9 protein-coding genes are annotated in these 14916 nt (G+C 42.0%); 4 read left to right on the top strand and 5 right to left on the bottom strand.

The genetic code is table 11. From position 1 onward, the window contains the following. Positions 1 to 98: 98 nt before the first annotated feature. The 3 genes from dcuC to F0226_RS12480 form a co-directional block, all read right to left on the bottom strand. Positions 99 to 1466: an anaerobic C4-dicarboxylate transporter DcuC gene (gene dcuC / locus F0226_RS12490; RefSeq protein ID WP_171735953.1), complete on the bottom strand. Its 1368-nt coding sequence runs from the start codon at positions 1464 to 1466 to the stop codon at positions 99 to 101. 406 nt (positions 1467 to 1872) lie between these two features. Beyond that, the gene (locus tag F0226_RS12485) at positions 1873 to 2928 is read right to left on the bottom strand and encodes a GGDEF domain-containing protein (protein ID WP_171735952.1); all 1056 of its coding nucleotides are present in this window, start codon (positions 2926 to 2928) and stop codon (positions 1873 to 1875) included. Positions 2929 to 3364: 436 nt separating this feature from the next. After that, positions 3365 to 4081 carry a GntR family transcriptional regulator gene (locus F0226_RS12480; protein WP_171735951.1) on the bottom strand — a complete coding sequence of 239 codons (717 nt, stop codon included), beginning with the start codon at positions 4079 to 4081 and terminating at the stop codon, positions 3365 to 3367. A 317-nt stretch (positions 4082 to 4398) separates the two neighbouring features. Here F0226_RS12480 and mngA point away from each other — a divergent pair, with 317 nt between their 5' ends. The 4 genes from mngA to manA all read left to right on the top strand — a co-directional run bounded on the left by mngA (position 4399) and on the right by manA (position 11704). Further along, positions 4399 to 6333: a PTS 2-O-a-mannosyl-D-glycerate transporter subunit IIABC gene (mngA, locus tag F0226_RS12475; protein ID WP_171735950.1), complete on the top strand. Its 1935-nt coding sequence runs from the start codon at positions 4399 to 4401 to the stop codon at positions 6331 to 6333. Between the two features lie 237 nt (positions 6334 to 6570). Then, positions 6571 to 9240 (top strand): mannosylglycerate hydrolase, encoded by a 2670-nt coding sequence (gene mngB, locus F0226_RS12470; protein ID WP_171735949.1) that lies wholly within the window; start codon positions 6571 to 6573, stop codon positions 9238 to 9240. A 45-nt stretch (positions 9241 to 9285) separates the two neighbouring features. Next, positions 9286 to 10518, top strand: a complete 1233-nt coding sequence (locus F0226_RS12465) for a glycerate kinase (RefSeq protein WP_171735948.1) — start codon at positions 9286 to 9288, stop codon at positions 10516 to 10518. Next, positions 10508 to 11704, top strand: a complete 1197-nt coding sequence (gene manA, locus F0226_RS12460) for a mannose-6-phosphate isomerase, class I (protein WP_171735947.1) — start codon at positions 10508 to 10510, stop codon at positions 11702 to 11704. Before F0226_RS12465 ends, manA begins: the two co-directional genes overlap by 11 nt. Positions 11705 to 11953: 249 nt before the next feature. On the opposite strand, the gene F0226_RS12455 is transcribed toward manA, so the two are convergent. After that, positions 11954 to 13390 carry an endonuclease/exonuclease/phosphatase family protein gene (locus F0226_RS12455; RefSeq protein WP_171735946.1) on the bottom strand — a complete coding sequence of 479 codons (1437 nt, stop codon included), beginning with the start codon at positions 13388 to 13390 and terminating at the stop codon, positions 11954 to 11956. A gap of 228 nt (positions 13391 to 13618) precedes the next feature. Continuing rightward, complete coding sequence (locus F0226_RS12450) at positions 13619 to 14746, bottom strand: hypothetical protein (protein ID WP_171735945.1); 1128 nt, start codon at positions 14744 to 14746, stop codon at positions 13619 to 13621. Positions 14747 to 14916 lie beyond the last annotated feature (170 nt).

Raw genomic sequence — 14916 nt, 5'->3', positions numbered from 1 at the left:
CTAAAAAAGGGACTCTTGATGAGTCCCTTTTTAGTTTAAGTTCGTGTCAGCTTCGTCAGCTTCGTTAGCTAGCTTAGCTACTTTAGCCACTATATCGTTTACGTGTACATTGGAACCAGTACAAGAGTACCGAAAATAACAGTAATCAAACCACAGATAACAGGTACTGAAGTACGTTTTACGACTTCAAACGGGCTGATTTTACCCATACCAGAAGTCGCTACAATGACGCCCGATACTGGTGAAATAGTACGACCTAAGTTAGATGCTTGAAGCATAGGGATAATTAAGAACGCAGGGTTTAGACCCATTTTTGCAGCCAGTGAAGGTGCTAACTCTACGAATGCATAGAAAGGCGCGTTACCAGAACCTGTCGCGATAGCAGCCGCAACCGTTAGACCTGTTAGAATCAGCATAAGTGCGATACCACCAGCGCCAGCCGCTTCCGCTAAGCCGATTAGGTTATCAATTGCACCGATAGACATAAGACCTTGAGCAAATACACCAGCCGCAACCAATAGCATTACCACACCTTTGAATGCTTCAGCCATGCCTTGATAGCAAGAGTCTAAATCTTCTAGCGTTTTCTCGCCGTCAAACTTTTTAACAACGTAGTCAATAACCGCACCCACGAAGATAGATCCAACTACGATGGTGTAGATATCAAGTGAAAGCCCCGGAATAGTGCGACCGTTGAATAAGAAAACACCGATGATAGGGAGGAATGGCAGTGCTGCGTAGAAAGCGGGAGCAGTTGTTTCGATTTCTGAAACATCGACTTTTTCCATTGGTGTGTTTTCTTTCTTATCTAGGTATTTGTTCCAGAAGAAAGCCGCGCCAGCCATTACGATGATTGCGCAGATAGAAACAGGCAATACCGTTTGAACAGCAAATACATCAAGAGACATGCCTGATTTTTCTGCTGCAATAACCACGTCACCAGATGTTGGTGAAAGAATGATAGCCGCAGGTGAAGCACATACCGCAACAGCAGCAGGGCGAGAAATACCCATTGCCGTCATCATTGGGAACAGGGTCGCCATTAATAGAACGCCAAGACCTGTTGCAGAACTTACTGCTAGGGACATTAGACACGCTACGATGTAAGCCGCAACAAGAAGTACATATGGGGATTTGATAGCAGCAAGCGGTTTAGAAAACTGCTTTACTACCACGTTATTTGCGCCGATGTGAGTCATGTATGAAGCAAAACCACATAACAGCATGATTTGCATACCTAAGCCTCCACCACGGTACTGAAGCATGTATTTTACGAACTCTAAAGAGTCAGTAACCATGTTACCCGTAGATGCGACTTTGGCTGGAAGAACTGTATGGCCAATTAAGCCTGTGATAAGAAGTAACGCAAGACCAGCAGTCAGTAATACACCAGCAGCTTTATAGCCCTTCACAATGAAGTAACCTACCGCAATAGTAATAACCAATCCGATTAAGAGTTCTAACATAGAAATCTCCACTAAGTTTTAAAATTTATAAGAAACTGTTTCAAGATATGTCAGTGAATGTACAGAAAAGTAACCTGTGGCACGAGGGATAGTTGGGGTTGGCATGATCTAAAACAATGAATTATTTTGTTGTTAAAACTAGTGATAAATCGTGTGTTCTCAGTGTTATGTGGATGCTAATTCGAGTATTGTTTGTATTTTAAGAATATCGAACGGATCACTTTTAAGCATTACGGAGGTGTGATAAATGAAGTGTATAGATTTTTAGAAGGTGTTCAGGCTACAGCATGAAATATAGAGATAAATACAATTAACTGGTCTAGTGCTTAAATCGTAAAAGCATAAAAGCATAAAAGCATAAAAGCATAAAAGCATAAAAGCATAAATAGCTTAGTGCTTGATTAGTTTAATGACCTAAAGAAGTTGCTTGATCCGATGGACAAGTCGTATTGTCTATGTGGACTTGGTTACGTCCATTATTTTTCGCCACATAGAGCGCTATATCGGCTCGCTTCATCCAAGTATCAATTTCTTCATTGGCAACAAGTTCAGCAATACCAATACTTAGGTTTATTTTAAAAGGAGCCGAGTTTCGTCCTTCCGAAATCAGGCTAGAAAAGTGCTGTACGATATCACTAGCTTCATTCTTTGAAGTATCAATTAGCAAGAGCAAAAACTCATCCCCACCTAGTCTAAATAGCGTGTCGTTTTTACGTGTATTAGCCATGATGGTATTAACCACTTCTTTAATGATTTGATCGCCCACATCATGGCCATACAAATCATTCACTTGCTTAAAGTAATCTATATCAAGAATCGCAATCGAATTTTGAACTCGTGATTGTTGATTGGGCATCTTTCTATCTGCAGCGTTTTGTAAAAATGTCTCAAGCTGATAACGATTGAACGCCCCAGTTAGTGAGTCTTTTGTTGAAAGGTTCCGCAGCTCGTGCTGTAACTTACGAATGGCTGCAATAGCAAAATGAGAAATGAAGGCGCAGCAAAGTAGAGCAAGAAAAAATCGAAGAGTAATGGATGAAATTTGGTGTTGAGAGGCCACTATGGTAGTGCCGAAGATAATAATGCTATTAACAACAATGGCATAGCGCTGAGGGATGATAAAGACCACCGCTGTGATAACGGGAAACACCCAGTAAGTCGCTAGAGTGCCAAATATATCTACGCTTAAAATGATTGAAAATGAAATAAGCGCAAGTGGGACAGAATAACCGAGAAGGCTTTTATGAAGGTAAAGAACCGCATAAACCTCAATGAGTAAGCTGAGTAAGAATGAAAGTAGTAAGATCGCGAGAAAGGTTTCACCAATAACAAAGTTTTTTATGCTTAATGGTATAAAAGTGAGTAGTGCAACTAACACAATAAACTTCAATACTCTTCTTCGGTTATGCAAATCGAAAAGGGTATCGGTGTTGTTGTCAAACATGAACTTACGTCTATTCATACCAGAACACCTTGCATTATTATTCGTTGGTATAGCAAGAGCTTGTATTCATGTAAAAAGTGAACATGGAATTACAACAATCATTTTTGAACATTGATTGAACTCAGCAGAGCAGCGTACTAACTATCTCATTTTAGTTAAGCTTATTACGAGGCATATCACAATAATTAAGTTAGCTTAGGTCAAAAGTTGAGAAGTAACACAGGGTCCATGAAAGGCTATTTAAAACAGAAAATGGGAAGGAATAGACAGGATTTACGCAGTCTAAAAGAACCGTTTGATAGAGGGTAAGGTGAATACAGAACCAGCATTTATCCTGGGGTATCTGTATTCATATGAGTGCTAGATGCTAGATGCTAGATGCTAGATTCGGATCGTTATTAACTTAGAGCGAGTGACTAAGTGCTATCACTCAAAGTACTATCTCTCAAAAGTGCTATCTTTGACGCTTAGCGACTAAAGTAAATTTATAGTCATTTGACGTGAAGTAGTTACGGCTGTATTCAAATACCGTGTTATTGGCTAGGTAACCACGAGTACGTTTTTCAATAATCGGTTGAGCAGGGTCGATTCCTAACCGGTGAGCCACATCTTCAGGTGGAAGAATAGGAACGAGTTCTTGCTCACTTCTATCAATCACCATGCCTTTGGTGTTTTCAATAAAGTCGTATTTTGATGTTTGCATTACTTGATAAGTGAGATCAGGAAATAGTGCAACAGGTAGCCAGGTTTCTTCAACCGTTATTGGGTTGTTATCTATGAAACGGACACGCTTTACGTAAAAAACTAATTCACCTTCTTTGATATCTAGATGCTCAGACATTGCCAAAGAGCAAGGTTTCATCTCGAAGGCCAAAACCTCACTGTGTGTTACCACATCCAAATGCGCCCACTTTTCTTGAAAGCTAGACTGCTTATAGATGTCGTAATTGATCTTGTTCTCTTTAACGTAAGTGCCGCTTCCTTGAACACTTTCAAGTTCATCATTTTCGATCAGCAGCTTTAGTGCTTGTCGTACTGTGACACGGCTTACAGAAAATACTTCACGTAACTGCGCTTCTGTTGGAAGTGCCTCTCCAACTTTATATTCACCAGAACTGATCTTTTCTCTTATTGCATCTGCGATTTGGCGATACATCGGGAGTCTTGCCATTTTTGCCTCATTTGTGCGCTAGGACAACTAGACTTTGATTAACAACCTGTACCTTTAATACGTAAATTTACGCTATATAAGCCTTGAACTACAGGTTAGTGTGAGAATCGTATTGGTATTTTGTAGTACATATAATACAAATTAAACGATACATAACAAGCTTTCTAAATGGATTTTCTAATATCAATTAAATACAAATTAGATACAAATTTGTATTGATGAGATCGTGATCACGGATTAAATGTCTTTAAGTTGTATTATTTGGTTGTCGGCAGGGACGACTGCCGCACTAATCCGTGACTATGGGACAAAAGGTTATGAAACTTACTACTCTAACGAATAAGTCGCTCGTGAATCTGCAAACTACATTTAGCAGTCGAGAAGAAGCGATTTACGCACTTGCTGACCAACTGGATCAGCAAGGCAAACTGCATAACAAGCAAGAGTACCTTGATGCAGTATTTGCTCGTGAAGAGCAAGGACCGACAGCGCTTGGTGAAGGTCTAGCAGTACCGCACGGCAAGACAGACGCAGTTAAAGAAGCGGGCTTCGCTGTAGCAACGCTTAAAGAAGACATGAAATGGAAAGGCTTAGATGAAGACGAAGATGTCAATCTTATCTTCCTAATTGCGATTCCAAATGCAGAAGCGGGTTCTACCCACATGCATCTGCTGACTGCACTGACAACTACATTGGTTGACGACGATGTTCGCGAAGCGGTATTAAAAGCCACAACCGCTGAAGAAATTTTTGCGCTTCTTGATGGCGACAATCAACAAGAAGAAAAACAAGACAACTTAGATACAAATTCACCAACAATTGTATGTGTCACTGCTTGCCCCGCAGGCATTGCTCATACTTATATGGCGGCAGAGTACCTAGAAAAAGCCGGCAAAAAGCTTGGCTACAAGGTTCATGTTGAAAAGCAGGGCGCAAACGGTATTGAAGATCGCTTAACTGCGGAACAACTTAATAATGCTGTGGCGTGTGTATTCGCAGCTGAAGTTGCAATTAAAGAATCTGAACGCTTTAATGGTATACCTCGTGTTGAAACCCCAGTTGCAGAGCCGATTAAGCACGGTGAACGCATTCTTAATGAAGCGATTGAAGAGTCGAAAAAAGGCAACGGTGCAGAACGTAAATTGGCTACCGATGACAAACCGAAAAAACTACCGTTGAAAACTGAGCTTAAACAAGCACTGCTTTCTGGTATTTCTTACGCGGTTCCTCTTATCGTTGCTGGTGGTACAGTTCTTGCGGTTGCTGTTCTTATCGCGCAAATTTTTGACCTGCAAGAGCTCTACGCAACAAAAGATTCTTGGCTATGGATGTATCGCAAACTAGGTGGCGGCCTACTGGGTACATTAATGGTACCAGTACTAGCAGCTTACACAGCCTACTCTTTAGCAGATAAACCGGCACTCGGTCCTGGCTTTGCCGCAGGTATTGCAGCAAACATCATTGGCTCTGGTTTCCTAGGCGGTGTTGTTGGTGGTTTGATTGCTGGTTATGTGATGCGTTGGGTAAAAGAGCATGTTCGCTTAGGTCCTGCGTTTAACGGATTCCTTACTTTCTACCTTTACCCTGTGATTGGTACTTTGGTAGCGGGTAGCTTGATGCTATTTGTTATCGGTAAACCTGTAGCCTTCCTAAACCAAGGTCTAACGGACTGGTTGAACGGTATGTCAGGCACCAATGCGCTGTTATTGGGTGCGATTCTTGGTCTGTTTGTATCATTCGACTTAGGTGGTCCGGTAAACAAAGCCGCTTACGCATTCTGTTTAGGTGCAATGGCGAACGGAGTTTATGGACCATACGCAATCTTTGGCTCAGTAAAAATGGTATCGGCGTTCACTGTAACGGCGTCAACCATGATTGCTCCACGTCTATTCAAAGACTTTGAGATTGAAACGGGTAAATCTACATGGCTACTTGGCCTAGCAGGTATTACTGAAGGTGCAATCCCAATGGCGATTGAAGATCCAATCCGTGTAATCGGCTCATTCTTACTTGGTTCTGTGGTTACTGGTGCAATGGTTGGCGCGGCAGGTATCGGTCTATCGACTCCGGGCGCGGGTATCTTCTCTATCTTCTTGTTACACGATTCAGGTTTAGGTGCATTCTCTGCCGCTGCAATTTGGTTCGGTGCTGCGATTGTCGGCACAGTGATTTCAACTGTTACCCTTCTGATGTGGCGTGGTCACGCTGTAAAAAAGGGTAAGTTTGAAGCAAGTACTGCAACACAGAACTAACTGAATTTTGAGCTCACTTCTAGCTCGCAGTTAAAACACCATATAAAAAATAACGAATAACTTGGCTGTCCTAAATACCTGTGTTCCTAACGGTTTTATTCACACAGATTCTGGGCGTGGTTTTCTGCACCCTAAATTTAGCGGCAGCCAATTTTAACCCCTTGAAAAACTTTAATTTAGTCGTATTTGAGTTCGAATTTTAGATTTACTCGAAGCGACACATTTAGGTAAATGATTATGACTACATCACGCGTACATATTACTCCACACATGCACTGGGATCGTGAATGGTATTTCACAACAGAAGAGTCACGTATTCTTCTTGTGAACAACATGGAAGAAATCATGAACCGTCTGGAGAGCGATCCAGAATACAAATACTACGTTCTAGATGGTCAAACAGCGGTTCTAGAAGACTACTTTGCGATCAAACCAGAGAACACAGAACGCGTAAAAGCATTGGTTGAAGCGGGCAAGCTTATTATTGGCCCTTGGTATTCTCAAACCGACACAATGCAAGTTTCTGGTGAGTCGATTGTGCGTAACATGATGTATGGCATTCGTGACTGTATGAAATTTGGTGATGCAATGAAGATTGGTTACCTACCAGATTCATTCAGCATGAGCTCACAGCTGCCGATGATCTACAACGGTTTCGACATCACGCGTGCAATGTTCTGGCGTGGTTGTTCAGAGCGTCATGGCACCAACAAAACAGAATTCTTATGGCAGTCTAACGACGGCAGTGAAGTAACGGCACAAGTGCTTCCACTGGGTTACGCGATTGGTAAATACCTTCCGCAAGATGAAGAAGGTCTGCGTGCTCGTTTAGATAAGTATTTCCCAGTACTAGAAAAACCATCGGTAACGAAAGATATCCTATTGCCAAACGGCCACGATCAAATGCCGATTCAAAAAGACATCTTTGAAGTGATGGACAAACTTCGCGAAATCTACCCAGATCGCGAATTCTCAATGAGTCGCTTTGAAGAAGTGTTCGAGAAAGTAGAAGCAGCACGCGACCAACTCGACACAATCAAAGGCGAATTCAACGACGGTAAATACATGCGTGTTCACCGTACTATTTCGTCTACGCGCATGGACATCAAACTAATCCACGCAGAAATCGAAAATAAGATTGTAAACATCCTAGAGCCTCTAGCGTCTATCGCTTGGACATTAGGTTTCGAATACCACCACGGTTTGATTGAGAAAATGTGGAAAGAGAGCATGAAGAACCACGCTCATGACTCGATTGGTTGCTGCTGTTCAGACAAGGTTCACGCTGAAATCCTAAACCGTTACATCCTTGCGGACGATATGGCGACAAACCTGATTCATTTCTACAAGCGTAAGATTGTCGACCACATGCCGGATCGCGAAGGTTGCGACAAATTGGCGATGTTTAACCTTTCTCCGTACGAGCGTGAAGAAGTGGTGAACACAACCATTACTATCCGTGCTCAAGAATTCTCAATCTTTGATGAAAACGAAAACCCAGTTGAGTACTTCATCCAAGACAAGCGCCAAATTGATCCAGGTAAAGTAGACCGTCAAATCGTTCACTACGGTAACTACGACCCGTTCATGGAGTTTGATATTCAAATCAAACGCACTGTACCAGCGATGGGCTTCACCACGTTACACATTGAAGGAAACGAGAAGGGCGCAATAAAAGTTGCTGAACAGAAGGACTACCTATTAGAAAATGAATACTACCGAATCAATGTAAACGACAACGGTACTCTGACTATTTTCGATAAAGAGACAGAGCAAGTATTCGACCAAGTACTTCGTTTAGAAGACGGTTCTGATGACGGCGATGAGTACGATTACTCTCCATCTCGTCAAGAGTGGCTACTGTACTCAGATGAATTCCCGGTAGAAACATCGATTGACCACCAAGGCTTCCAATCGGTAGCGAACATCGCTTTCCGCATGAACGTGCCTGCAAACCTTGCAGAGCGTGAAGAGCGCACGGGTCAAAACGGTTTTGTTGAAGCCCAATGCCAAGTGGTACTAAAACAAGGCTCTCGCCGCATCGAAGTCCGCATGGAGCTAGACAACCAAGCCGACGACCACCGTGTACGTGTGTTAGTACCAACGCCATTTGTTTCTGAAACTGTCGTTGCTGATAACCAATTCGGTTGTATTACTCGACCAACTAACGATCCTGCAATGGCGGTTTGGGAAGAAGAGAAGTGGAAAGAAGCACCAGTTCCTGTGTATCAGTTAATGAACTTTGCAGCGCTAGAAAACGGCAAAGCGGGCATGGCGATCATGTCGAATGGTCTGCGTGAATTTGAAGTGATTGCATCTCAAGGCGATGAGAATAGAGATACCTTCGCACTGACATTATTCCGTGGTATCGGCGTGTTGGGTAAAGAAGAGCTATTGCTTCGTCCGGGTCGTCCTTCAGGTATTAAGATCCCGACACCAGATTCACAAGTGCGCGGCAAGTTAGTGTGTGAATTCACGCTGTGTGGTTTCTCTGGTAACCACATTGACGCGAATATCATGGCGCAAGCACGTGACAATGTCACTCAAGTCGAATGCTATAACAAGATCCCTTACAACGCGATGAAGCTGAATGTGGGTGAGCAAAACCTACCAATGAGCTTCAGCTTGCTATCGAAGCAACAGGCAGGTGCGGTACTAAGCGTACTTAAGAAAGCTGAAGACGAAGATGCGTTGATCATGCGTGTCTACAACCCAGCAGAAACGGGTTCAGTATCGGATTCAATCTCTTTCACCCAAGCGGTTTCAAGTTGGAAAGAAACAAGCATGGACGAACGCGTTCGTGAAGGTGATGTAGCAATTGAAACCTTTAATGACTTGTCTTTTGGTGACTTATCTTTTGGTGAATTGGCATCTTGCCAAGCAAAAACATTCCAAATCAAATTCTAATTTTAATCACCCGCTCACCTTGGTGGGCGGGAATGGTGAACGACAATGAAAATTGTAATTGCCCCCGATTCATTTAAAGAATCACTCGACGCCCATCAAGTTGCGTCTTGCATTGAGCGTGGATTTGCCGATGTTTTCCCTTACGCAGAGTTCGTAAAACTGCCTCTCGCTGATGGTGGTGAAGGCACGGTAGACGTGTTGCTAGAAGCACTTAATGGTAAGAAACAACGGCTGCAAACGACGGATCCAATCGGACGTGAATGTACGGCTTATTGGGCTTCACTTGAACAACAGGTTGATGGTAAAAGCGTAAACACTGCCTTGGTGGAGTTTGCCCAAGCATCGGGTTTAGATCGATTAACCGTAGAAGAAAGATCACCTCTAACAGCATCGTCTTACGGCACAGGGGTGCTGATCAAAGATGCGCTAGATAAAGGTGTGGAACAGATCATCATTGGTCTGGGCGGTAGTGCCACCAATGACGCAGGTGCTGGCATCTTACAAGCCTTGGGAGGCAAGTTACTAGACAAGCAAGGCAATGAGTTATCTGGTGGCGGCGCCGAATTAAGTCAGCTAGCCAGCATCGATCTTGATGGACTGCACCCTAGATGCAAAGAAGTGATGTTCGTGGTCGCATGTGATGTGAATAATCCACTGTGTGGCGAAAGCGGAGCCAGTGCCGTGTTTGGTCCGCAAAAAGGCGCTTCACAAACTCACGTTCAACAACTTGATGCTGCCATTGGGCACTTTGCCGATATTGCTCAAGCTCACACAGGTGTTAATCATCGCGACAGCGCGGGCTTTGGTGCTGCTGGTGGCACACCTCTAGGGTTAAGCCTGGCATTCAATATCCAAATTAAAGCGGGTATTGAGATGGTACTCGACGCTTTAGATGCGGATAAGGTGCTTGAAGGCGCTTCACTAGTCGTGACTGGAGAAGGGCAGATGGACAATCAAACTCTACAAGGAAAAACGCCTTTTGGAATAGCACAGCGAGCTCTTAAGCAGAACATTCCGACCATTGGTATCGCTGGTTCTTTGGGAAAAGACGTTGAAATGCTTTATAGCTCAATGTCTAGCTTATTTGGAACCGTACGTTCCCCTCAGCCCTTGTCTCAAGTGCTTAATGAAGCCGAGCAAAACCTGATTCGTACCTCTCGAAACGTTGCAGCGACTCTGCAATTAGGTCAACAAATTTTATCTGTTCAAACGCCCGTGCAAAGTAAAGCCGAGCATTTAGCAACACAAGAAAACAGTGAGAACCACTATGCAAACTAATCTATTCAAGCTTGATAACGTTATTCAAAACTATGTTTGGGGCAGCCAAGTGGCGATGAATGATCTGTTTGGTATCGAAAATCCAAACAACGAGCCACAAGCCGAAATTTGGATGGGTGCTCACCCAAATGGCTGTTCAAAGATAGCTGAAAATGGCGAGCTACTTTCTGATTTGATCAAGAAAGATCCAATTTCTGTCTTGGGTGATTACACGGTTCAACGCTTTGGTAATCTACCTTACTTGTTCAAGGTTTTGGCTGCTGATAAAGCCTTGTCGGTGCAGGTTCATCCTCGTAGAGACAAAGCACAGCTAGGCTTCTCAAAAGAGAATGACTTAGGTATTGAGTTAGGGGCTTCGAACCGTAATTACCGCGACGATAATCATAAACCCGAGTTGGTTTACGCTCTGACTTTCTACAAAGCGATGAATGGTTTTCGACCAGTTTCTGAAATTATTTCTTTGTTTGAGCAAGCGAACATTGCAACGTTGAATGATGATTTACACGCGCTTAAAGCTTTACCAACATCTCAAGGTTTGAAGCAGTTCTTTACGGTGGTAATGAGCCTGAATGGTGATAAAAAATCGACCGCGTTGAACGAACTGAAAATAGCAATGGAACAACGTCCACGCACAGCAAAAGCACGTGAAGCCTTTGATCTGATTAAGAGTTTTGTTGATGAATATTCAGATGATATCGGTTTGTTTTCACCATTGATCCTTAATGTGATTGAATTAGAGCCGGGTGAGGCGATGTTCCTGCATGCTGAAACGCCACATGCGTATGTGCAAGGCACTGGCTTAGAGATCATGGCGAATTCAGACAATGTACTTCGCGCAGGATTAACACCTAAGCATATGGATGTTGTAGAGCTGATTGATAACACTCAATTTGAATCTATTAATCATGAAGATTTGCGTTTAGCACCAACTAAAATGGACGGTAAGTTAGGCTACGCTATCCCAGTAGATGATTTTGGTTTTGAAGTACTTGAATGCGTAGAAAACGAGAGTCGTTCACAGTTTGTTCGAAGCGCAGAAATCTTATTCTGTATGACAGGTGAAGTGTTAATTATGTGCGGTGAAAAACCCGTAAAACTGAAAGCAGGTGAATCAGCTTTTGTTTGTCACAGTGCAACCAGTTACCAATATCAAGGGAGCGGTACATTGGCTCGTGCGTTTAATTAGTCCCCCGACGTTAGCGCATTAATGTAACGCTTTATTGGTAAGTTTTCAGAGCTTCTCTTCTCTGATTTGCCCATAGTCTTGACGGATTATGGGCTTTTTTGTACCAAGTGTTTTTGTCTAAAACAGCATGATGGACAAAATAATTTTCGCTTCAAAGAACTGTGTTTACAAAAACATTACTGTTGGGGCATGAAAAAGCCCAGCACGTTGGCTGAGCTTTGATTGCTGCTATATAGCGTTAACTATGAATTAGTTAGCGATATCTGCTTTGATCCAAACCATGCGGTGGTCTGAAGAAATATCTTTACCATTACCGTAGTTACCAACACGCTCATCATTCATAAGAAGACGACCAGATTCGAATGTAGCTGGCCAGTAAACACCTGTTTCAGTAATTGTTAGGTTCGCTGAAGGAATTACATGGTCAAGACGCAAACCACTTGTGCTTGTTACTTGGTCTGGGTTTGGTGTATCCCAGTTAGCTGACTTACATTCGCCTAGTGCTAGACACTCAGGTGCGCCAAGGCTTGCTGGAGCTAAAGGACCAAATGTAGCTAAGCGGTTTACTTTATCGTGATCCATCAGTGCATTAATCGCAGTTAGGTCGCCATCGCCTTTAAGTGGATCAGCGTTTAGATCACCCATAACAACAAATTTAGCATCTGCTGCTAGAGCACCAGTTGTACCTTTGTCATCAGTAAATACAGTGCTTGTCGTGCCTTCGATGTATTGAATCCAGAAGTTAACTTCATCAGCATTTTGAGCTTTGTTTTTTCCTGTATCAAAGATTGGTGGAGTAGGGTGAGACATTAATAGGTGAATAGTTTCAGTACTGCCATCCGATTGAGGGATTAGGATTGGTGCATCTACGTGGTTCTTAGAAGAAAGGCGCATGTCAGCCCATTCAGCTGCTGTATACCACTCGTCACCACAGCTCATGCCATCTGGGATTGGGTTCCAAGAATCATTACAGTTGGTAATAGTTGGAATTACCGCACCTTCAAGATCTTTCCATTTAAACTCTTGGAAAGTACGCATGTTATCTTTATCAATTTCGTATTGAGACATTAATGCAAATGCGTATTGACCATGGTAGTTACCAAAGCCCCAAGCATCACCAGGTAATTGACCAGCAGTGCCATTATTATCTAAATCATGTGGGCTAACTAAACCAGTATTAGTCGCGAAGTTAGCAAAGTACTGGAATGCAATAGGCTCAAGCACAGTACCATCTTGGTCGATGCTGTTTGAGTTTTGAGGAACAGCAAGGTAGTTCAAACGGAAAGCAATTAAAGCGTCATTATTTGTGCCAGTGCCGTCATTGTTGAACTCAGACATCATGATAACAGCTGGTCTTTCAGTTTGAATGATAGCTGCAACGTTACGAATTTGAATTACTTTGAGTGCTGTTGCGGTATCTTCTTCAGACAAAGTACCTGCTTTCCAGCCATCAACCAGAGTAGTTTGTTCTACCGTTGTTAGCTTCATCTCAGCCACTAGCTCTTCATAAGTATAGCGGTCAAAAGAAAGGTTAAATGCAGCAATACGACCTTCACTATCAACAGGAGCCGGTGCTGGAACTTCAGGAACCTCTGGTAGGTAGTTGTTTGTTGTTGTCTCGTCATTACAACCCATTAACATGGTTGCAGAGATAGCTAGGGCAAGAGTACTTTTTAATATTTTCATAGTGTTACACTCAATAAGATGATGAAGAACAGAAGTTGGCGCATCTTACGGTATAGAGTACATACTTAAAAGTGACTTCAGTCACGCAAATGATATGTCGGTTTAATCGTTTGCATTAATTTTTGTGATTTAGTGATGTTTGACGAATTATCACAAAAATTCAAATGTAACCTTATGCATATGTATTTGTAATGAAAAATGCACCCTGTATAGAGTGCATTGATTATGTTACATATTTGCTAACCTTTTGGCTGATTTTCGTGCTCTATCCATGTTCATAGTTGCTTCAATGTCTAATAATTTAGCTTGGATATCATCATCAGACATTTTTAAGAGTGTTTTTGCTGCGTGGTATGGGGTTGTACTTTCTAGTTGTGTAATGTCATAACCTAGCTCGCTCAGAAGCCAAGTGGCGGATGCACCTGTTGAGTAGAATATTCCCCACTTGAAGAACATCTGCATACTTTTATTATCAAAGTCGTCTGAATGAGCATTAATTCCATAAACGAAACTAGCTTCATTATTCTTATATGCATATTTACTAATCATGGTCTCAATATATTGCGCGGTGCCTTCTCCTCTTTCTTGGCATAGCCCCATGTTTTTTGCCATTTTTTCTGGAGTAATATCAACACGCATTTCATCAAATTTCAGTGCGATATAACGTTTCAATTTTTCAGTTGCTTCTGCTTTAGTGACCTTATGAGGTAAACCTTCAAATAGATCCAACTGAGCGATTTGTCTTACCAGTATTTCTTCTTCAAAAGGATATTTTGAATTAAAGTCAGAATCCATATATTGCTGGCACCAGTCTAATTTTTTAAAACTGCCAACTTGATATGAATGGAATATTTCATGAGCGGTGAGCTTACTAAAACTAAATAATGAATTACTGACTATTGTATCTTTAACGCTATAAGTTTGGGTATAATACTTATTCCCATCGATGACATAATCAAAGTAATAGCCAACGCTTCCTATTTTGTCATTAGCGGTATGCATTTGAGCTTCATATTTATAAACATTAAGGCCTAAACTTTCATTCGAACCTAATTTTTGTGCTCCGCTGACCTTAGATTGAGGGTTTATAATAAATGCAGTTTCAGGATTGCCATTTGAATCAACTCTTACCATGTAGTGCGGCTTCGACTTGTAGTCAAACCCTTTCCATACCTTGTTTTCATCGAGATAAACCATAGATTTTTTAATGTCGTGAATCATTCTTTCATCGACTGAATCTGCCAACTCGGTATTACTAGCCGTAGGGGTTGTCGTAGGGGTGTTTTTTTTGGGGTTGTTGGAGTTGCAGCCTGAAATAGCTAAACAAGCTAAAGTGACGGTGGTTATATATTTCATAATTAACTCATGTTGATAATATTAAATTAGTAATTCACTAAGTTTGAACGGATATTATCAATAAAGTTCGAATGGCAATGTAAGTGTATGTAAGCAAAATATTTTAGAAATGTGTTTTAAAATATTTAATGTAATTAGGTTGTGAAGGTAAAATAAAAAGCCCCTTAAAA

Origin of the sequence: Vibrio sp. 99-70-13A1 (assembly GCF_013114625.1) — a bacterium.
Lineage (GTDB): Bacteria > Pseudomonadota > Gammaproteobacteria > Enterobacterales > Vibrionaceae > Vibrio.
The sequence above is the reverse complement of the archived record's forward strand: the minus strand, read 5'-3'. Positions and strand labels throughout refer to the sequence as shown.